This is a genomic window from Pareuzebyella sediminis (assembly GCF_008367235.1).
Classification (GTDB): domain Bacteria; phylum Bacteroidota; class Bacteroidia; order Flavobacteriales; family Flavobacteriaceae; genus Pareuzebyella; species Pareuzebyella sediminis.
In genome coordinates this window covers 42565-63760 of sequence record NZ_VTZS01000008.1, presented here as the reverse complement: position 1 = coordinate 63760, position 21196 = coordinate 42565, and the positions used below count along the sequence as shown (strand labels likewise).

Genomic DNA, 21196 nt, shown 5'->3' with positions numbered 1-21196 from the left:
ACGTAAAGCCTAACTTAAGGTCTTGATTTAGGGTGAATATTAGGGGAATTATGGAGCGGATAGCATAGGCAGAGGGATATGCACTCCTTAGTTGAAGTAATTTGCCAATTCTATCGACAGTACGGGGCAAGCTATGACTGTTGCATACGTATTTTTTACACACCCCAATTACAATTCCCAATGATTGAATTTACGGTACGGTTTGTCGGTGTTGTAATCCTTGGGGCTTGCCTGTTCTTCTGATGTATAAATGAAACCATCCGAACCACAACACAAATCAAAAAAAAATGGAGCACCTCCTCTTTCTAGAGAACAGGTTTTACCTTTAGCCAAGTGCTGCTCCTTATCTTTGCTTGAGGTTATTTTCCTTCCCTTTATAAACGGGAATGCTGTCTACCGCACTTTTGTTCTTCCTATCAAGTTAGCACCAAGGTCGGCGTTCCAGCAATTCCCCTTGTTCGCAAACCGAATGCAACGCTTATTTGCACTTTGTTCTTTGGGGTCATTGATTTTTAGGTATATATCATACTCCCCGGAGGGTACCTCCTCAAATTCGGCCAGTGCTATAGCGAAGTTCAAATCACGCCATGCCGCCTCATTGTCCGCTCGGGTATTTCCATCCTCGGCGGTATGCCAATCCCTGGCATCAAGGTTCGTTGCTGCCGTAAAAGTATCGGAACCCTCCTTGGCCTTTAAGATAACCGACACCCTTTTCTTGTTCACCACATTGCCAAAACCTACATTTTGAATCTTCCCTTCAAACGTAAGCACACCATTCCGGGCTACGAATTCACTGGCGTTCGCCTCACGTAATACGAACCGATACCCCATTCTGTCCCGAAAGTATTCCAATCCGGTCCGCCCATCATATACAGGGTCGAAGATGGTCGTTTTGGTCTCTCCGGTGAACGCCCCTTCCCGTAGCTCTTCCCCACTTGCCGGAAACGTCACCGGCGTCGTCACGTTGGCTTCATTGTACCTAAAATCGTTCCATCGGTCGTAGCGACCGTGTCTCATGTTCAAAGCCGTTGTTCGTAGCTGTTGGGCTTCCAAAATAGCGCCGGGCATGTTGCCAAACACATTATCACCGATACCTCCTTCCCCTTGAACGATCTGGTTTTGTTTGTTTATCCAAGTGATAACCCGGTACCGATCATATTCACTACCGCCATATCGCTTATCGATCATGGAATTCCCTTCCGAAAGCGAGCCATTGTCGCCCCAACTTCCAGCGGCGTAACTATCATTGAAAAAACCAAAACGTGCCTCGGGCGAATCTTTTGGTGGAACCGGCATAGCGTCTATGTTGGTAAAAGTATAGGTGGTACCATAGGTTTCATTGTACCACGCCAGAAATCCGCCTGCATGGGTCAAAAGTGCTCGTGAATCTGGAACTGCGTCGAGATACGCATCCAGAAGTGTCTTATAGGCATCCACATTTTGAGCTTCGGGTGATGAGTGTTGTTCGCCCCAAGGGCCGAGCATCCCCGTCTTCACACACATGATAATGTCTTCGAACTCCTTAAAAATGGGCTTTAGCTGCCAAATATGATATTCTATCCAGTTTTTGTCCTCATGTCCTGGTACAGTACACTTGGCCGATGGATTATTTTCGGTTACGAATGTCGGCTCCGGGCCATGAATCAGTCCACTTGTGAGATCGAGGTTCGGATACTTATGGGATTCGATATAATTAAAGCCGTTGCCATCGTACGAAAATTTCACAAAGGCCACGCCGTCCCCGGTCCTCACTTTTTGAAGTAGGCCCCTTATATAATCAAGGGCAAACGGGGTCAAGGGTCTGGTTTTGCCTGTTCGTCCGGCTCCGCTGACCGGATCTACAAACGATCCATCATCCTTATACCCAAAAGCATCCTTGGCCGAGAGAAAGGCGTTGGAAGAAAAATTACACAGGTCAAAACACATAAACGAAATGGCGGGCAGGGCGGAGACCCCGGTACCTCCGATGTAAGGGGCGTCGTTTTGATTATCCCCGTTGTAAAATTGGGTCGCTTCTATATCATCGCCTTCAACGGGAGGCACCTGCCTTCCGTGATATCTTACCGAATTTGCGTCGACCGGAACCCGGTGATCGACTTCAGGGGTAATCCCAAAAGGTGAGTTCGTTTCATTAACCGAATGAGGCGCTATATTCTGCCACCGACCTCTATAGGCGCCCCTATCCGGATTCGGAATATCTATGGGATTCTCCGTATAGTTAAGCTCTTGCAGTACGAGAGGGGCGTCTTTGCTATCGGGTGCACATGTTACACAGAACAACCCTGCTAATGCCACCATTGCGATGCGCTCCATCATATTCATGGGTCCTACTTTTTTCATAACCTGATTTTGAAATTGATCCATATACCTAATAGCCTCAACCCTAATACATCATAGAGGTGTCATTACCTTTTAATCGCGCCTATTTTTCCTTAAGAATAATCGCTAGTTCTTCCGACCCTATTGACGATTTACAGCCTACAGTATCTTTCCTTCTACCTCCATTTTGCACATGAAAAAGACTACCCTTTAAACCTATCGAAAATTTTCAGGGCATTTTTATTGTACACTTTTTCCAAAACTTCATCGGGCAAATAGAGTCCGTAAATCATCCAACGGCCTTGGAGTTTATGGGCCGGGGTCGGATCGATATATTCATCATCGGTCTCGAGAAAACGAAAATAAAGACGATAAGCTTCGGCGTCGCAAGGGGTATCGGTTCCAAATAAAATCCGGTCTTGGTATTTAAGAAAAAAGCGGCGGGCGGTATAGGGTTGTCTACCTAGTTCACTAATACGGGCATCTATATCTACATAAAAGTTCGGATAGGTGTCCAACCACTCCCCCACCACCTTCAAATTTTCCGGTAGCGCACCAAAATGGGCACCGATAAAAATGGTGTTCGGGTGTTTTTTAATGACCCTGTTCCGGGCCTCTAGAATTTCTTCCTTTGAAGGGTATTCATCCCCGAAGAAAGACCAGTCCGGGTGGCTCCCCAACTCATCATACCGTTCATTGTACTTATCGAGCGGGGTGAAAAAGGCGCTGGGGTCTGCAATATGAATTTCAACCGGTATGCCGAGCTCTGCACATTTGGCCCATATAGGATCCAATCTGGGGTCATCTACCGTGACCAATTTTCCCGATTTATCCTTAATGCCCAACCCTAGATCCTTCCATATCTTCAGTCCACGGGCCCCAAGCTTAACTGCCTCTTCTAATTTCTTTGCCTCGTTCACACCGAAATTCGGCTCATTGATTTTGCTCATATCAGGGCGGAAAAAGACCAAAAACCGATCTTCAGATACGGATTGTGAAACCTTAAGATGCTCTTTATAAAAATCATCCTTTGATTTGCCATCCAAGCTTACGCATTTCCACACTCCTGCTTTATCCATTTCCTCTAAGTACTTTTCTGTGTTTTCTAACCTACCCAGGTGACTGTGGATGTCGATAACAGGAAATTTAGCTTTTACGATTTTAGTTTCTTTGACCACCATCTGGCTTACTGGTTGCCAATCAAGTAGTTTTAGATCTCCGGTTTGGGCGGTCAATACCACGGTAATCATTAAAAAAACGATCAATAGGTTCGACCTTTTGTGCATGTAAGTCATAGTAGCTCTTTTCTAATTGGTTTGTGGATAGACCCCTATCATTTCAAATGATCATCTTTTCATCTATCCCTAAAAAGATGGCCTTGGCTTTTGAGGCATATTATTTAAAAATCAAACGGCCAAAAGAAGCGGGTTTATGAAATCGGTCGACTGTGGGCGACCAGGCATAATACATCCGTTCCTTTCCTTGATTTTCATCCAAGCGATAAAAATTAATTCGTATTTCTGTCGCAGTTGTTACCTGTGGTATGTTTTCATTGCCAAGATCTGCCAGAGGTATGGCAATCTCCACCGTCCAGTGATCATCCTTATCATTTCGATCATTAAGTGTTCCGGCCACCTTTACTGCCGTTCTTATTCCTTTCAAATTAAAAAGTGCGGTCTCGGGGACATCGATATTCAAGGTGTCAACGATATAACTATCGAAGAGCACATTGGCCGGAGACACTTCGATTTCCACATAGGTCTCCGGTTCATCATCAACATCGATAAATAGTTCCACCGCTTCGTTCTCCCATAAATGTTCGTCCCTTTGGGTAAAGGATGTCCAGATATCCGGATCATTGCATAGAAATAAAAAATAAAGGGTCTGGTCATCATAACAAGATTTGACCTGGGTACGTATGGCCACATCCCGCGTTTCATTTCCAGTACGATTTTCTTTAAGCACTACCGGCGTAATCTGTTGCCAAATAGGGTCATCTTCGATGCCGTCGATTTCTGGGGGGCTCGGGGTACGGATCGCCTCCACCGTATAATCGGATGTTTCTTGCCCTGTACATGCTACGAATAGAATAAGCAAACCAAGATTTACTACATATTTGAGTGCCATTTGCTTCCTATTTATTTTTGATGGACAATGTACAAATCGTGTTTTCATACTTTTAAGATGACTCAAATTTGACCCATGCGCTATCGAGGCCCTTCGAGTTATCGACTTCCAGGGTATACAAATAGTCATTTCTCCCTTGGTGTGTTTTTACGTTGGATAGCGTTACATCTTCTGAATGGAAGGTTAACGCGCTGTCCGACGCTATTTTGAGTGTCAACCGTGTATCACTCAGCTGATCTTTCAATGTATGGGTCTCCCTAAAATCAATTTCAAATTTATTTTCTTGAATTTGCACTTTTGTACACACATGATGTATGAGCTGATTTCTAAATAACGAGGAGTTCCCCGCCAAGATAGTTTCGGGTTTATCATTGTAGGGCTTCAAAAGGTTCACCCAAGCATCGACAATTTCAGTATTTCGAAGCGGGTCTTCGTGCAGCAAGTTGGGCCAATGCAAACCACAAGTGGGGCCTGTAAGTACGCCACTTGGTCTTTCACCAATGTCGTTCCAATCAAGCAGATCTTCTCCCCGGTCAATGGTAATTACCCCGGAGTCAATGCCAAACACCCCAAATTGGGCACCCTCGGCATTATACATAGTACTGAAAGGGGTATTGATATACTCAATTCCACGTTTCTTGACCACTTCCGCCATACTGATTGGATGGGTACCGGTCAAACCGAAACCGTGTAAAAACGCCGTGGGCACGAAAGCCGTAGGAAAAGAGCCTAGTTGATTTTGGTGCAACAATTTTTCAAAATAGTCCAGATGGGTTTCGACCTGGTCAAGGGGCCGCATGGTTCCCGACCTATCCGCCCATTCTGCCCGGGTCATATTTTCGTCTGCCCAATATTCATGCCCTACGCCATGCATCGTAAGTTCATAATGACTTTGGTTGTTTCTTATGATATCGGCGGCTTCATCCAACCAGGGCCCCACCCATTTGCTATTATCCCATTTTTCGCGCATCCATGTAATAGTCGGAACTTCGCGCAAAATATTCTTTCTGTCCCACTCACAAAGGATAGTGGCCGCCTGTGGGCGTACGCCCAGTTTCCTTCCCAGATCTACGATGGCCTGATAATCCGCAGGCACATGGTTTCTATCGATACCTGTACGATAGGGCTCCTGGCGCTTATTACCGTCTTTTCCGGACCACCACCCCACATCATCGATCACAATCTGGATCGGCAGGGGTACGGTTAAATTCAAATCCGCATAACGAACGGCCCTTTTTCCCGCAAATACAAGAAAATTTGAAGCTGCGAGACCGGCACCTAACATGGTAGATTTTCTTGTGAATTCACGTCTGGTCATAAGCTACATCGAATTTTACTCAGGTTTTGATCCCCAATTTTGAAGACCCAATATCCGCAATGCGTTTTTTGCATAGATTTTATCCACTACTTCGGTAGGTAGTTGCAAGCCCTTAAAATCACCATAGTCTTTCAAGTTGATTTGCTCGTCCGTCACATAGAACTTCCATTCCCGTAGCCATCGATCATGTATATTTTTTTTAAATGCCGTGGGATTTTCAGTCGTATTGATTTGACTGTCCGTACCATAGATAAGTCTATCCTGGTATTTGATAAAAAAGTCCCTCGTTTTTTGTCGGTCGTTGAAGGCATGAAGTTTTAGGTTCGACAAACGGGTCAGATCTACATGCATATTCGGATACCTATCGAGCCGTTTTGCCAACTCATCAAGGCTCCATTCCAGACTACCCAAGTGTGCGCCCATAAAAGTTAGGTTTGGGTGTTTCTCGAGCATATGGTCCCTCGCATCTATCTGATCTTGATACGATGGGTACTCCGGATGCAGGTACATGTGGTATTCGGGATGAGCGCTATAATACCCTTGACTGAAGGTCATCTCATCAAGGGGCAACCAACAGTCCCTCGGTTCCCCATTATGACCCAGTAATGGAATATTATTTGTTTCGAGAAAATCCAGAATAGGGTCGAGTCGGGCATCATCGACCATCACGAATTTTCCATTTTCATCCCTAAGATCCATCCCGATGTTCTTCCAAATTTTGACGGCTACCGCCCCTTCCGAAACAGATTTTTTCAATTTCTCTATCGTGTTTTCACTCCATTTCTCGTTACCCCAGTCATCGACCGAAAAGGTGGTGGCAAAAACCATTCTTTTCGGAAAATTCTTCAAATGGAGCATGGCTAATTTTTGCTGCTCCTCCATGGGCAGGCCAAAGGGCCGGTCATCTACAATATCTAAAAATCGAAAATTATCCGCTTGGGCCTGCGCTATAAAAAAATCTTCTTCGGTGTTGATATGAATATGGACGTCAAACTTTTTTACGGACCCGAAATCTTCAAGGCCATAATATTCCTCTTCCCCGATATCCTCCATTTTTTCGTCGCTCTCGAATATCCGTATGTGACCGAATGCAACTGTGAGAAGAAGTACAGGAAAAAGAAACCTCATTATTTTGAACGGGCCCAGGTTCATACAATTGGTATTAAATTCTGATGAACAGTTTCTTTTTGTACATCCAATAGCAAATGTACCAAAGGATAAAAAGCACGATACAACTCAGAATGATTTGAGCGCTCAACTCGCCTGTCCAACCGAAGAGCGCATTTGACATCGGAAGAAATATTTCTTTGATCAGATCGGCACCTCCCACATGGGCGAATAGATAAATAAACAAGGGGTTCATACCAACGATAGCAAAAAACAACACGCCTTTTTGGTATTTTTTGATATCTATTACCCAATAGCATAGGGCAAGGGCAATAATAGACCATCCCCCGCTTGCAAAAACGAAGGTAGTGGTCGCGATCTTTTTTATGATAGGTGTGAACGGGCTTAGCCCGAAGCCTATGAGCAACCCTATAAACCCGGCGGCAAACAAGATTTGTAATTTTTTCTTCGCCGAATAATTACTGATAAGCAATTGGCCCGCCGCAACGCCCCAAATCGTATGTGCCGCGGTAGGGATGGCATTGAACATGGCCCAGCCGGCGCCACTGTCCGATCCTGAAATAAGCATATTGAACCAGGCCGGAAAATTTTCTCCGTTGACAAAGGCATTCGTAAACCCTTCCACGGGAAAGAACCGATATAATCCTTCGGTAATTAAAAGTAGCAGTAGGGAAAAACCTATTTGGACCCATACGGATTTACGGATGACCAAAAAGGCCAAGATATAGGTAACCCCTAGTTGTGCCAATACATTTTGAAACCTGAACACAATTTCTCCCGGCCCGATACAGTATAACCACCAACCTAAAAGCAACATCAAAAACGCCCTCTTAACCGCATGAATGCTCAAATCTTTATACGAATCCCCTCTTGCCATCCTTTTTGAAAAAGATAAGGGCATGGCGACTCCGACAATGAACATAAAAAAGGGTTGGATCAGGTCCCAGAAATGCAGTCCCTCCCAGCGAACATGGTGAAATTGAGATCCGATAGCATGAATGAAGGTTCCCTCAAATTGGGGCAACACAAAAAAAGTAAATAGATGTGTAAACTCGGCAATGAGCAAAAACATGGTAAATCCCCTATAAAAATCGAGGGATAAAAGACGACCGTTTGATTTCTCTTGTGGTTCAGGCATGGTTGGTTGTTTTATGTGGTCTTTAGATAGGTACCTAGTTCTAAGGAAGTGACATCGAACTGTTTTATGATTTCACTACCATTATGGTAATTTATAAAAAAGTTACTGAAAATAAACCACTTATATCGTAATCCTTTTTCCCTACCAGATTTTTCCTCTGCACAGTTGACTATTTACGTACAGACCTATCGGTGTTGAATGCTCGATAGCAACTCTACTCCTTATTATTCCCGCAACTGAGGTACGATGTAAATTTTCCCTATTAAAAATTGGAAATTAATAAAGTCACCCCGACCTTCACCCCTAGTATGCACGTGTCAAAAAATAGAAGGTCCGGAATATGGGTAACTTATGGTCGCAATTCTAAAAACCCCCACGGATGATCAGTATGGTACGTACTTGCAAGGTTACCTTGTCACGCCTTCCCGTCGCGTTACCGGTCGGCGGTAGTGGGCCATCATACGCAAATCTCAAGAGTCATTGAAAACAAAACGATTATGAAAACACCGTTGAAGTTGTTCCTTTTACTTGTTTTGGGTATAAGTAGCAGCAATACTTTTTCGCAGACCATCGTGGAAAGATATGAACCATTGAAAAAGGATAGCTTAAGGGTCGGAACGGGAGAAAATGACTTTTTACCTTTTATCCAAAGCGGCTATACGTTGATGCTCCCAAAAGATAAGACGGTCGAAGGAGTACTCATTTTTCTCGAGGATTCAGGGTACGATAACAAAAATAAATACGCAAAGCAGCTGTACAACCAGGGTGCTGAAAGTGGCTTTGCAGTGCTTTCCATTTCAACTGAAATCCCCTTTGATTTTTACTTTTCCAAGGCGTCCGGACTTTCCACGCATGAAGTAATTCGGCAGGTTTTCAAAGAATACCACTTACCCAACAAGAACATTTTCTTCTTGGGCACAGGTTTAGTAGGCCATCGAGCGATGAGATATATTAAATTCATGAAGGAGGAGAATTATGAGTTTCAACTCCATATAGCAGGCATTGTCATTTGTAATTTCACCATGGATTGGGTAAGAAAATGGTATCAACATGAACGCGAAATAAGGATCAACCGAAATAACCTATGGGAGCCAAAATTTATAAATTATATGTTGGAAACGCACCTAAACGGCACACCCAAAACCAATCCAAATAGTTATTTCGATTTCTCCGCGTATAGCTATACCGATACAAAAAATGAAAACATCAAGATTTATACGGAGTATTCCGTAAAAGCTTATATAGAACCCGCGATAAAATATGGGCTCACCACGTACCTTAAGACCTTGTATGAAAACAATGCGACGGATATGGTCGGTTTTTTGGCGGAATTAGAACTGGCAGGAAATGAAAATACGGAACTAACGGTGTTTCAACCCGATGATAATCCGGCACAAAAAAAGAACCCGGAGACTACTTGGAATGCCATCAACAAAGATGAACTGATGAATTGGATTCAGCAACAAATGAAAAAATAAGCCACGCTCGACCATGCTCCAGGTCATCTATTCCCCCTGGACTTTATTTTCTGGGTGTGCATCGTTCGCTATATCCGGTGGTACGGTCGGGATTCGTCAAAGGAGTATTTTAGAAAAATCAATTAGTAGCACCAATAAGGAAAACTATAGGTTGAATTAGTAAAGCATCGCCAAGATGGATACATTAGGGATTGGAATAAATTGGAAAACACTTTATAGGCGTACCTATCTTATTGCCTTTACATGTTTCATCGGCATCTTATCGAACGTGAACGCACAAAATGAGCCCTCAGTTCCGATTCCGACCCCGGCCCAACTACAATGGCAAAATGCGGAGCTGGCCGCCTTGCTTTGCATAGACCTGCATGCCTTCGATGGAAAATTATATGTACAGCAGGAAGCACGGATTACCCCGGTAGAAGATTATAATATCTTCAATCCGCAACACTATGACATGGACCAGTGGATCAAAGCTCTCCGTGATGCCGGGTTCAAAATAGCTATTCTTACCGTAAGCCATGAAACAGGCTTCTTTTTTCACCAAAGTGATGCGACCCCCTATTCCATGAAAGCCCTAAAATGGCAAGATGGGAAAGGTGATATTTTACGTGATTTTAAAACTTCCTGTGAAAAATACGGGATACTACCGGGTGTCTATATCGGAACGCGATGGAACGCTTTTTATGGCGTCTATGATTTCAAGGTGAATGGAACGAATGCTTTTGCGGAAAATCGGCAAAAGCACTACAATAGCATGATCGAGAATATAGTCACGGAAATTTTCAGCCGCTATGGCGACTGGGCCATCGTTTGGTTTGATGGCGGTGCACATGGCCCTGAGCAGGGCGGCCCTGACGTACTTTCCATTTTTGAAAAATACCAGCCAAACTGTTTGTTCTACCATAATTTACAGCGTGCCGACATGCGCTGGGGAGGTAGCGAAAGCGGTACGGTTCCTTATCCTTCTTGGGGCACGTTTCCGTATGTTTCTACGGGGGCAGGAGAAACTGCGAAGAAAGAGATTGCCGAAAACAACTTCCAACTCTTGAAAACCGGAGATCCCCATGGAGCCTACTATATGCCCGCCATGAGTGATGCACCTTTACGCGGTAATGGGGGCCATGACTGGTTTTGGGAACCCGATCGAGAGCACTTGATCTTTTCCTTGAACACCTTGGTGGATATGTACTATAATTCCGTAGGGCATAATACCAGCCTTATTTTAGGGGTGCCCCCGGGGCCCGATGGATTACTACCTGAACCCGATGTCAAGAGACTAAAGGAATTCGGAGACGAAATCAAGCGAAGGTTTTCAAACCCCATAGGCGCCACTTCAGGGTCGGGAAGACAGATTGCATTGAGATTTCCCAAACATCGTATCATCAACCAACTAGTGTTGATGGAAGACATTTCCAAGGGAGAGCGCGTACGCAAATTCAGAATTGAAGGAAAAACAAAAAAGGGCTGGCAACCTATTTTTGAAGGTTCTTGTATAGGCCATAAATTAATCCATCGCTTTGACGAAATGGAAGTTTCTGCAGTTCGGCTACTTGTGACCGAATCGAAAGGAGAACCGAATATCCTGAATTTTTCCGCCTTTCATACCGCCCCTGAATAACGTATGCCATTCCCTTTTGCTATTTTGAATGGGCAAGGGTTCCCATCGGTCGCTATGCGCAGTGGTACGCCCTCAACTATGTACGGAGAGACCAAGCCCTTTTCTAGGTGCACTAGGTTTGTATGGTGCTTATTTATTAAGAGTTGAAGGCTTTTACTATCTTAGGGAGATAATGGGAATATCATCAATGATCATATTCCTACGTTAGGCAACATATGAAAAAACACATTCTGCTGATATTGATAATTCTGACTTTTTCGGCAAAATCAATTGCTCAAGATTGTGAATACACAGAATATTATCCTTTGGTAGAATTAGCTCGTAAGAATTATTCTGGTAAAAAGTATAAAGAAGCTGAAAAGAACTTTAAGCTCGCTTTTAAAAAGACTAATCATCCTTTTGGTGCTGATTTGCATTTAGCTTTTGCGGTGGCTCAAAAACTAAAGAATTCGGAATGGGCTGAACAGATTGCCATCCGATTAGCAAAGGGTGGAGTTCCATTACGATATTTCAGATATCATAAGAAATACGAATGGTACGATAAATTTAGCGCGGATTTCAACACCTATTCGGATTATTACAAAGAAAACTATAATCAAAAATTAAGGGATAAATTTCTTTCATTACTCAATCGTGATAATGAATTTAATAGCAAATATCACGATTGGCGAACTCGTGAAATTGAATTGAGTTTGGATGAGCTAATTAATGGAGCTTCAGAAATAATTTCAGATTTTAAACAAATGACGGATGAATATGGATTTCCAAATGAGAGATTAATGGGCTACAACTATATTCCAAGAAAAAATAGTATTGAGCGTTATCATTCTGGAGCATTAATCATTCATATTTATCAGCGTGGAGTATTAGTCTTTGAAAATGAAATTCACGAGATAGTTTGTGATGGTGGATTGCATCCTAATTACCAAGAAACTCTAAAGAAAATTCGAGGATTTGGAAATAGTACAGGAGTTGAACAAGAAATGAAAGCAAGATATGCGAAATACAGAGGAACTGAATAAAATACGTTGCCTAACACTGTGTATAATTAATTGCTTTGGCAAGTGCTTATTTGGAAAATTCCTTCGGAATTTTCTCGGGTCTGAGTTTGTTTACTAAATTAGTTGCTGGCCACCGCACCTAATCATACACCAACCGTTAGCACAAATATTAAGTTATATCCAATTGTTCAATTTCAAAAAGAAAAATAAAGACGAAAAAGCGGCTGACGAATTTTTTCAATTTCATTTCAGGAGCGGAAAGGACTTAGATAATCAAAATCAAATAAAAAAAATTGGACTTTGGATTTTATTGACACTATTGATTTCACTAATAGTTTTTGGCTATTTCACATTGTCCAAAACTGACCGACTTGAAAAGAATGGAGAAGTTGCAAAGGGAATAGTTATTGGACTCAAAAGAAATTCTTATAAAGTAAATGACTTCGATGGAACTAGGGTAAACAACTATCTAATAAGTTTTGAGTTTTTTGTCGGCGGAGAGGCCATAAGAGGGGTAGAAATATTGGAAAAAAGGGATTATAAACAATACTTTCACCATGAAATCAAAGTAAATGACTCCTTAAGAATTTTGTATGACCCCCGGAATCCAAAAAATAATAGGATTCTTAAAAAGTAAAAATACCTGTGCTAACACAACCTATAAACAATACGGGTTTCGGGCTTAATCGAATGGTTTGCGTATTTTCATGATGTCGCAAAATCTTATGAATTTTGCTCTGGATAGAAAAAAATAAATCAAAACAATAAGATTTTGCTATGTGCTTGGCGGAAAGCAAGTGCCAGTTTGCCCCATACTGTTCATAGCTAAACCGTTAGCTGTAATTCAGGAGTATATCTAGGGGTGTAGTGAAAGAAAAAAAGCCACCCATGAATGGATGGCTAATATGTGGCGGGGCACTGGCATCGAACCAGTTCACTAGCATATAATATTCAAAATTTGACACAAATCATAAGTTAGTTGACCAACCCGCCTGCAATGCCAACACCACCGCCAATTTGCATAATAGTTACGCTTAAAAAAGTTAGGATAAATCCAATTGTAAGATGAACGATTACAGTTTCTAATATTTCCATAAAAAATGTTTTTTTTAAGTTAATAATCAAATGACTGATCACGACAACCATCACCTCTTTTAAATGCCAAACTTCAAAGAACTCTGCTAGGGTTCCCAGATCTTCAGGTTTCCCATTATCACAATATAGTAAAAAAGTGACTTAATCTTAATGATTCTGTTTAAATTAAGTAAATATCTTTGAGTAATAAATCTACAGCTAACAAAACCTAAACTGCATTAGAAACAAAAATTGAATGAGATTCAAATATGAAATAAATGCCAAAGGATATTTAAGACAAAGGGAGTCTTATGATATTGAATTTAAGAAGGCGTTTCAATTCGGAGATAGTCTCGCAAAGTATATTAAGACCATTGTTGGTATGGCAAATAATCGTGGAGGAGAGATTATTTTTGGTATTAATGATAGTCCAAGAAAGCCAATCGGCTTGCAAAACAACAAATTTGAAGATTGCGATTCTCTTATAATAAATCAGTTCCTACAAAAGTATTTTAGTCACGATATTGATTGGGGAATGGTGACAATGGAATTTGAAGAAATGACATTTGGACGCTTTTGGGTTAACGAATCAGATATAAAACCAATTGTTTGTAAAGCAAACTATTCGAAAATTTTAAGAGAAGGAGCAATTTACTATCGTTATCGAGGTGAATCAACAGAAATAAAGTATCCAGAGTTGCAAAAGCTTTTGGACTCAGAAAGGCAAAAAGAAAAAGAATTCTGGGTAAAACACATTGAAAAAATCGGAGAGGTTGGTCCTCGACATATCCATATTTTGGATAGTTATAAAGGTGAATTGCATTCAACAAAAGGGAAAATACTAATAGATAAAGAAATTGCAAATCAGTTGAATTTCATAAAAGAAGGAGAATTCACGGAAAAAGAAGGAGCCCCAACATTAAAGTTAATAGGACAGATTACCGGAACAGTTGATACCGAAAATATCCCAAGTTCAGACGACTTATATCCTTATAGGTTTGGACAACTAAAGGCAGAGTTAGAGTTAAATCAACATCAACTTAAATGTGTGCTTTGGAAACTTAAAGTCAAGGGTGATAAAAAATATCACACTTCAATTAAGACAGGTAAAACAACCGAAACTCACAAGTATTCTCAAAAATTTGTCGATAGTGTAAAGGCGGTAATCAATAGATATCCAAATTGGTTAGATGAAACAATTGAGGAATATAGAGACAAATGAAAACGCAGTAGAACATTGTGTATATGCCATAGCCGCCTATCGGCAGGCTACAGGCACATACACTCATAGTTGGCAACATCTGAATGAAAATCAAACTTTTACATATCGAATTACTGAAGTACATTCAAAAGAAGAGTAATTATTTTGGATTTATAGAAATTAGACCATTCCTTCTAGAAAATTTTCCAGAAGAGCCAAACTTAAGAGAAAGAAAAAAAATGAAAGACTTTTTGAAATTCTTAAGTTCTGAAGAGTATATAGAAGTTAGAGATAAACGTGGCATCTGGATAATTCAAGAAGCAGGTGTAAAAATTGCGAGAAAAGACATATCTGCAATTGTAAAGATAAAACCAAAAGGAGTTAACCTTGTCGAACAAAATCAGTTGAATAAGTTTAGCAAAGGCGGTGTTATTCTGAGTTCTATTTTTGGACTTTCTACTTTGTTGTTAGGAATTTACAGTATTAACATCACGCAAAGTGTATCAGAATTGGAAACAATAATTGACAATATAAACAAAGAAAATACCATACTTGAATCGACTAACAAATCAATAAAATTTCAAGTTGACCAATTGAAAAAAGAAATCGCTTAAAAAGAATTGAATGACCCAAAAAAGGAGAAATAAAAAACGTTTTACAACAATGCTAACCGCAATTTACTCAGGATTGTTTATTTTTTTTGGAGTTCGTCAGTCGCTTCGCTCGTGTCGGCGGATTCGACTACGTCCGAATCCACTCGGAATTGTTAACGTCTGTGCCAAACCGAAAATTAACGCATATAAACCCTTAACTAACGGTTATACGAGACCGTTGTGAACCAACCATGACCAATGATAAAATTCTTTAGAAAAATTAGACAAAATTTACTTTCAGAAGGTAAAACTGGAAAGTATTTGAAATATGCCTTTGGAGAAATTGTACTCGTTGTTATTGGAATTTTAATTGCATTGCAAATTAACAATTGGAATGAACAACAGAACATACAAGGTAATCAAGAGAAATACTTAAGACTTCTAAAAACCGAAGCAATTAATAATCTGAAGCAAGTTATCGACACCAAAGAGAATGTTTACGCTTTGAATATATGGCAAAACAAAATTTTTAACCTAATCGACAGTAACCAAGATACTATAACAGAAGACTATTTATCAAAAACATTTGGCAAAGTATTTTCTAATACCTATAAATTCGGATATGAGAATAGTGTACTTACTGAAATGAAAACCTCTGGTCATTTAAAAAACATTAGGAATGATAGTCTTAGAAAATGCTTAATTGCATTAGACCCTTTGGTTTCTAGAATAAAAAATCAAGAGCAGGATGTAATACAAGAATACAATAACAGTATAGAATATATTAAAAAGAATGGCTCTTTAAGAACAATGGCGGACAGAAATGGATTAGCCGAAATAATAGGAATTCCCAAATTACCTAAATTTAAAAGTACTAACAATCATTTATTAAGTGAAAATGAATTTGAAAATAACCTTATGAGATATACTGGCACAACCAAAAATCTGTTCACTTATCAATATCCTACATTAGAAAATCATCTAAAAAAGACTATTGAAATCATAGAAAAAGAATTGGAAAAAAAATAACCCCGGCACCAATCAACCAATGATTAAATTCTTTAGAAAAATTAGACAAAATTTAATTTCAGAAGGTAAAACTGGAAAGTATCTAAAGTATGCTCTTGGGGAAATTATTCTTGTCGTGATTGGAATTTTAATTGCTCTGTCAATTAACAATTGGAATCAAGAGCGGCAACAAAAAAAAGTGTTGAATAATATTTATGCAACCATAAAATCAGATTTAGGGCAAGACATAAAAAACATAGATAAAATTGTCAATTCTTCAGAATCTATAGAAAAAGATTATTTGGCAATTATAGATAAAACAAGAAAAAGAGAAGACTTTTTAAACTGTGTAAATTGTAGATATGTAAATTTCGGTTTCCCAGATATTAAATTAAGAAAAAATGGCAGTGAGCTGCTACAAAACTACAATCAACAAAACAATACTTCTAGTGATTCTTTATCAATTAAATTAAATAAGTTGTATTTAGATTTGTCGAATAACATTTCTGTTGATTTAGAGGAATTAGCTACAAACTCAAATTCCTTTTTAGAAGTTGTAAAATACACACAGCCTTGGTTTGCTGATTTTGACTTTAGAGGTACTGGTGCTTATAGTGATGCTTTCATAGAATACGCCTTAACCGATTTAGGTTATAGAAATACAGCTAAAGTTATCTATGAAATGTATTTCAATAATTATATCCCACACTTGAAAGAGTATAGAACCAAGAGTTTAGAAATTATCACTTTGATTGATGAAAAATTGAAGAATGAATAAACCTTGAAAAATAAAGAAAGCACAACAATGGCTCCTATGAAAAGCCATAGTCCTGCCTCTCAAAGAGAATTAATAGGCCCTTTTTATCTTAAACCACCTTTTTTGTTTTGATATAACTTGCTCCGCCTTACGGAATCAAGTTCAGCACAGGCTCTATATGTGGCACACTTATTTTTGTGTTCACCAGTATCGGTATGATCATAAGCTATAATAAGCTTGGCCACTTGCTAACCGATGTGGTTACCGAGATATCGGCACCACCTACATGGTTCTGTGGTACTCAAAAGGGGTAAAGTCTTCACTCCCTCAAAAGACCGATGCCGTGCTGCGGCCCCAGAACTATAAAGCGGATCGTTGAGTAAGACCGATATCCACTTCATAGTTGCCGGATTTTGCTATATTTCAGTAGAAATCAATACCAGCGCCACAACCCGCACACTGCTTTCGCAGGTGTCGTGTGTAGTAGGTCAATGGCATTCATTTAATACAGAATATTATGAAACTTGGAAAACTATTTTGGACATCAGGTTCCATATTGATAAATATTACGATAGGAATTTATATCTATTTATCAAGTAAAGCACCCCTAAACCCAGTGGAACGACATAATTACGTGAATGAAAATTGGGATATATATGGTATGCATTGGAAAGTTGAATTTCTTTTTATGACCCTTATAGCGATTGGTGCATTATACTTTGCTTTTAAGCTCAAGAAAATAAGTTGGACGATAATTTCTGTTGGACAACTGATTCTACTTTCGACCTATCCGATAATGCTTGGTGGATATGAGAATACATCCTTTGAATTGTCCCAAATGGCCAATCAAATGGCTACCGTAATTTTTGTATTCGGAAACCTAATTTTTTTGGGTGGTCTACTAAAGCTATACTCAGCGGACACTTATCTAAAACACTGGCTTAAATGGACTGCAATAGCACTTTCAGGAATTACATTTTTGACTTTCTTAATAACGTTTATCGGAGTTATCGATTGGAAACAAGCATTGATGATAGGACCTTTGATTAATGTGCTTTATCTCATCAATGCCTATTATGGAACAAAATTGAAAATAGAATAAAAACGAAATGCCAACAACGGCTATAAGTAATTGTTGGAGGTTGGTAAATGTCAATCGGAATATTCTTCGAATATTCCTCACGCTGTGACTTTTTGCTAACTTAGTGCTGTAAGCAAATACCCATAGCCCAACCGTTAGCAATTATTAGATGAACACTCTCATAAAATATGGAATTGATATTGAATTAGCTGATATTGCTAAATCAAAAAATCTAAATATTTCCACTATTAGAAATACATCTAAAAATAATTTAATTGGTAAATACAACTTACCATCTCATCAAGCTGAAATTTTAAAACGTGCTGTAAAAAGGCAGCCAATTGATGAAGATATTGTTCAGGAACTTTTGGAAAGAAGTGCTTTTACCTGTTGCTTATGTCACGGAAATAAAAGCGATAGCTACATAATTCATCACATAGAACATTATAATATTAGCCAAGACAGTTCATATGAAAATCTTGCAGTTTTATGCCCTAATGACCACGAATTAGCTCATAGAGAAGGAGAAGCATTGGCAAATAAAATTTCACCAAAACAAATTATAAAAGCCAAAAACAGTTGGGAGAAAAGAGTTGAAAGTAATGCAATTAGGACGCTAGCATTGGAAAGCAACAATGTTAATGACTTGGACTATATAAACGTTAATAGAGTTTTAGAACTTGCTTTACAAATCAATAAAGAAGTTCCAGATACAATATTTTCAGAAAGACTTAATGCTGAGAACTTAATTTTAAGTACAGGTAATATAAATCCACAATTGTATGAAAAATACAACTTGAATAAAAATACGCCTCTGAAGTTTTTCGCAATGTATGGTTCGACAATGTTAATCCAACATTACTATAAAATACTACTCGAAACGTTCTCTAAAGTAAAACTTTATGACTTAGACGATTTATTAAAAGTTTCAGAATTGAAAAAAGGAATTGTCGGAAAATATTGTTTTTATACAGGAGGTGTTTATGGCAGAACTTATAAAGGAGATGTAATTGATGAAAATTCAGAGCCAACAATTATACATTTCAGAAGAAAACCATTTTTTGTGGAATGGAAAGTTGACCCAATGTTTATTACTTCATCTACTGCTACTTGGAGAATTGGAAGAAGGCCAATTTATTTAGTTTATGGCAAAATTCTGGATGTTAGTGAAACTATAGAAAAAAAAGAGAAACGACTTTTAATTGATATTAGGCCTTATGCCTTTGGGATACCAAATAAGAGTAAACAGAGAACGCCAGATATCCATTATAGAGACATAGATTACAATGATTATGAATAAATAACTGTGGCTAACAATGTATTTAAACGAACATTAAATCAAACTTATGGATAACACGGTGTTGGCAGCATTAATAGGAGGAATTTCAGGAGCAACTATAAGTTTGATTTCTTCATATTTTATAACCAAGCTAAAAATCAAGCAAGAAGTTAAAATTTGGAATACTGACTTTGCTGTTAATTACTCAAAATTACTATTTGAAAATCCAGAAGCTGCTGCTCAACTTGCCAGACAATTCGCAATTGGATTAATAGTTGTTAGAGACAAAGATGGAAATACAGCAAATAAATATTTCATCCCTTATCAATGTAAATTATCCGTGGGCAGGAAATCTGAAAACGATATTGATTTAACTGATCCAACTGTATCAAGAGACCACGGAGTATTTTTCTATCGTGGAAATAAGGTAATGTTTCAGGAGCTATCACCATTGAATAAAACAATTCATAATGGGAAACCGATTAATAAAATTTGTCACTTAAAGTCAGGAGATAAATTGATTTTAGGAAAAACACTAATTGAATTTGAAGAATTAAAATAATGACTTGCCTATAATGGACATAAGTAATTGTTGGAGGTTGGTAAATGTCAATCGAAATATTCTTCGAATATTCCTCACGCTCTGACTTTTTGCTACCTTAGTGCTGTAAGCAACCACCCATAGCCCAACCGTTCTGGACCATTGAAAATGATAAGGTTACACCAAATAATTGCGATACTTTTAATTTTTTCTTCTTGTAATTCAGATGGAGAAAGAAAAGAGACCACTGAAAATGACAACTGGTATAGAGGCCCAATAATAGACATGCACATGCATGCAGAGAGCAATAACACACTGCCACCTGAAAAACTAGCATTGTGTTTGCCTCTTTCAAATTTAGTTCCACACTTTGACCCCAAGGAAGAATTTGGAAAAGTTTGGGACTCTACGTTGAAAAACCCAAGATGCAAAACACCTATTTATTCATCTACAACATTTGAAGACTATAGTTTAAGAATTCAAGACCAACTAAATAAATTAAATGTAACACCAGTGGTTAGCGGTTCTCAATCTATTTTAGAGGAGTGGTCTACAAAATTCGGTGACAAAATAATACCGAGTATCGAGTTTAATCTAGAAAGGGATTCCATTTCTGTTGACAGTTTAAAAGCCATCATAAATACACATGATATAAAGGTGTTTGGTGAAATATCTAATCAATACGCTGGAATAGCACCTAATGACCCAAGAATGGATTCTTATTATGCTATGGCAGAGGCATTAAATATTCCCGTTGCCATTCACTTGGGTACGGGAGCCCCAGGAAGCCCATATCTCTTCAGTCCTAAATATGTTGCCGCTTATTCAAATCCTTTGTTGCTCGAAGAAGTCTTAAAAAAATATCCACGACTTCGTATTTCCGTTATGCATTATGGTGAGCCATTTATTGATGAAATGATAACCATGATGTACCATTATCCACAAATCTATGTTGATCTAGGAGGGATTCAATGGGCATATCCGAGTGACTATTTTTACGAATTTCATCTCAAAAAACTTATTAGTGCGGGATTTGGAAAACGAATAATGTTCGGGTCCGACACTTTCATTTGGCCAGAACTACTAGAAAAGTCAATAGAAATAATTAATAACGCAAAATTTTTAACTACAGAACAAAAGGCGGATATTTTTTATAATAACGCAGCAAGATTCTTGAGATTTAAAAAATAACTGTCTACAACAAAGAACCGAGGTAAAAAACAAACAAGTTTTTCCTTGATCGGAATCCGTTGCAATATGCTATCTTTTGGTTACGGCGGAAGATCATAGCTGATTTTCCGCAACGAGCCGTACACAATCCGTTGCCATTCGTTGTAAAAAACTTTTCGCTCGGAATCGATCGATGGAAAAAGGGAGTTTATTAGAATCGGAAAAGGACTTTTTAGACGGTTTGCAATGGGAATTTTAGAATGGCGCAACGCAAGGCTTCCAACTCGAACGGAATTAAATGCTTCAAGTTACATTGTAGATTTTTTTAATAGGTAGGAAAAATAAACATGTAGGCTTTTCACTCG

Annotated in this window: 18 protein-coding genes; 12 read left to right on the top strand and 6 right to left on the bottom strand. The window is 39.1% G+C overall.

What is annotated here, in order from left to right; all coding sequences use genetic code 11:
• Window positions 1-393 precede the first annotated feature (393 nt).
• The 6 genes from F2B13_RS19985 to F2B13_RS19960 form a co-directional block, all read right to left on the bottom strand.
• Window positions 394-2340, bottom strand: a complete 1947-nt coding sequence (locus F2B13_RS19985) for a DUF4832 domain-containing protein (RefSeq protein WP_198440175.1) — start codon at window positions 2338-2340, stop codon at window positions 394-396.
• 182 nt (window positions 2341-2522) lie between these two features.
• Window positions 2523-3614 (bottom strand): amidohydrolase family protein, encoded by a 1092-nt coding sequence (locus F2B13_RS19980; RefSeq protein WP_149304969.1) that lies wholly within the window; start codon window positions 3612-3614, stop codon window positions 2523-2525.
• A gap of 100 nt (window positions 3615-3714) precedes the next feature.
• Window positions 3715-4446, bottom strand: coding sequence for a carbohydrate-binding family 9-like protein (locus tag F2B13_RS19975; protein WP_198440174.1), 732 nt, complete (start codon window positions 4444-4446; stop codon window positions 3715-3717).
• Between the two features lie 52 nt (window positions 4447-4498).
• Window positions 4499-5764, bottom strand: coding sequence for a hypothetical protein (locus F2B13_RS19970; protein WP_149304967.1), 1266 nt, complete (start codon window positions 5762-5764; stop codon window positions 4499-4501).
• A 15-nt stretch (window positions 5765-5779) separates the two neighbouring features.
• Entirely contained in the window at window positions 5780-6892 is a 1113-nt protein-coding gene (locus tag F2B13_RS19965) for an amidohydrolase family protein (protein WP_198440173.1), read from the bottom strand.
• A gap of 34 nt (window positions 6893-6926) precedes the next feature.
• Complete coding sequence (locus F2B13_RS19960; RefSeq protein WP_149304966.1) at window positions 6927-8030, bottom strand: acyltransferase family protein; 1104 nt, start codon at window positions 8028-8030, stop codon at window positions 6927-6929.
• Window positions 8031-8527: 497 nt separating this feature from the next.
• Here F2B13_RS19960 and F2B13_RS19955 point away from each other — a divergent pair, with 497 nt between their 5' ends.
• The 12 genes from F2B13_RS19955 (at window position 8528) to F2B13_RS19900 (ending at window position 20852) form a co-directional block, all read left to right on the top strand.
• Window positions 8528-9508, top strand: a complete 981-nt coding sequence (locus F2B13_RS19955; protein WP_149304965.1) for a hypothetical protein — start codon at window positions 8528-8530, stop codon at window positions 9506-9508.
• 175 nt (window positions 9509-9683) lie between these two features.
• A complete protein-coding gene (locus tag F2B13_RS19950) occupies window positions 9684-11126 on the top strand; it encodes an alpha-L-fucosidase (RefSeq protein WP_149304964.1) in 1443 nt (480 codons plus the stop codon).
• 215 nt (window positions 11127-11341) lie between these two features.
• Window positions 11342-12148, top strand: coding sequence for a hypothetical protein (locus F2B13_RS19945; RefSeq protein ID WP_149304963.1), 807 nt, complete (start codon window positions 11342-11344; stop codon window positions 12146-12148).
• Window positions 12149-12311: 163 nt separating this feature from the next.
• A complete protein-coding gene (locus F2B13_RS19940) occupies window positions 12312-12764 on the top strand; it encodes a hypothetical protein (protein ID WP_149304962.1) in 453 nt (150 codons plus the stop codon).
• A gap of 693 nt (window positions 12765-13457) precedes the next feature.
• Entirely contained in the window at window positions 13458-14423 is a 966-nt protein-coding gene (locus F2B13_RS19935) for an RNA-binding domain-containing protein (protein ID WP_149304961.1), read from the top strand.
• 83 nt (window positions 14424-14506) lie between these two features.
• Window positions 14507-15016: a hypothetical protein gene (locus F2B13_RS19930; protein WP_149304960.1), complete on the top strand. Its 510-nt coding sequence runs from the start codon at window positions 14507-14509 to the stop codon at window positions 15014-15016.
• A gap of 237 nt (window positions 15017-15253) precedes the next feature.
• Window positions 15254-16024: a DUF6090 family protein gene (locus F2B13_RS19925; RefSeq protein ID WP_149304959.1), complete on the top strand. Its 771-nt coding sequence runs from the start codon at window positions 15254-15256 to the stop codon at window positions 16022-16024.
• 19 nt (window positions 16025-16043) lie between these two features.
• The gene (locus F2B13_RS19920; RefSeq protein WP_149304958.1) at window positions 16044-16781 is read left to right on the top strand and encodes a DUF6090 family protein; all 738 of its coding nucleotides are present in this window, start codon (window positions 16044-16046) and stop codon (window positions 16779-16781) included.
• A 496-nt stretch (window positions 16782-17277) separates the two neighbouring features.
• On the top strand, window positions 17278-17862 hold the full coding sequence (locus tag F2B13_RS19915) for a hypothetical protein (protein ID WP_149304957.1): 585 nt from the start codon (window positions 17278-17280) through the stop codon (window positions 17860-17862).
• Between the two features lie 148 nt (window positions 17863-18010).
• Window positions 18011-19141 (top strand): HNH endonuclease signature motif containing protein, encoded by a 1131-nt coding sequence (locus F2B13_RS19910; RefSeq protein ID WP_149304956.1) that lies wholly within the window; start codon window positions 18011-18013, stop codon window positions 19139-19141.
• A 46-nt stretch (window positions 19142-19187) separates the two neighbouring features.
• Entirely contained in the window at window positions 19188-19682 is a 495-nt protein-coding gene (locus F2B13_RS19905) for an FHA domain-containing protein (protein ID WP_149304955.1), read from the top strand.
• 147 nt (window positions 19683-19829) lie between these two features.
• Window positions 19830-20852, top strand: coding sequence for an amidohydrolase family protein (locus F2B13_RS19900; protein ID WP_149304954.1), 1023 nt, complete (start codon window positions 19830-19832; stop codon window positions 20850-20852).
• The last annotated feature ends 344 nt before the right edge of the window (window positions 20853-21196 follow it).

Coding starts and splice junctions, on each gene's coding strand:
- F2B13_RS19955 (WP_149304965.1), top strand. CDS start 8,528: ATGAAAACACCGTTGAAGTTGTTCCTTTTACTTGTTTTGGGTATAAGT.
- F2B13_RS19935 (WP_149304961.1), top strand. CDS start 13,458: ATGAGATTCAAATATGAAATAAATGCCAAAGGATATTTAAGACAAAGG.
- F2B13_RS19915 (WP_149304957.1), top strand. CDS start 17,278: ATGAAACTTGGAAAACTATTTTGGACATCAGGTTCCATATTGATAAAT.
- F2B13_RS19950 (WP_149304964.1), top strand. CDS start 9,684: ATGGATACATTAGGGATTGGAATAAATTGGAAAACACTTTATAGGCGT.
- F2B13_RS19910 (WP_149304956.1), top strand. CDS start 18,011: ATGAACACTCTCATAAAATATGGAATTGATATTGAATTAGCTGATATT.
- F2B13_RS19920 (WP_149304958.1), top strand. CDS start 16,044: ATGATTAAATTCTTTAGAAAAATTAGACAAAATTTAATTTCAGAAGGT.
- F2B13_RS19925 (WP_149304959.1), top strand. CDS start 15,254: ATGATAAAATTCTTTAGAAAAATTAGACAAAATTTACTTTCAGAAGGT.
- F2B13_RS19980 (WP_149304969.1), bottom strand. CDS start 3,614: ATGACTTACATGCACAAAAGGTCGAACCTATTGATCGTTTTTTTAATG.
- F2B13_RS19905 (WP_149304955.1), top strand. CDS start 19,188: ATGGATAACACGGTGTTGGCAGCATTAATAGGAGGAATTTCAGGAGCA.
- F2B13_RS19900 (WP_149304954.1), top strand. CDS start 19,830: ATGATAAGGTTACACCAAATAATTGCGATACTTTTAATTTTTTCTTCT.
- F2B13_RS19945 (WP_149304963.1), top strand. CDS start 11,342: ATGAAAAAACACATTCTGCTGATATTGATAATTCTGACTTTTTCGGCA.
- F2B13_RS19970 (WP_149304967.1), bottom strand. CDS start 5,764: ATGACCAGACGTGAATTCACAAGAAAATCTACCATGTTAGGTGCCGGT.
- F2B13_RS19960 (WP_149304966.1), bottom strand. CDS start 8,030: ATGCCTGAACCACAAGAGAAATCAAACGGTCGTCTTTTATCCCTCGAT.
- F2B13_RS19985 (WP_198440175.1), bottom strand. CDS start 2,340: ATGAAAAAAGTAGGACCCATGAATATGATGGAGCGCATCGCAATGGTG.
- F2B13_RS19930 (WP_149304960.1), top strand. CDS start 14,507: ATGAAAATCAAACTTTTACATATCGAATTACTGAAGTACATTCAAAAG.
- F2B13_RS19965 (WP_198440173.1), bottom strand. CDS start 6,892: ATGAGGTTTCTTTTTCCTGTACTTCTTCTCACAGTTGCATTCGGTCAC.
- F2B13_RS19975 (WP_198440174.1), bottom strand. CDS start 4,446: ATGGCACTCAAATATGTAGTAAATCTTGGTTTGCTTATTCTATTCGTA.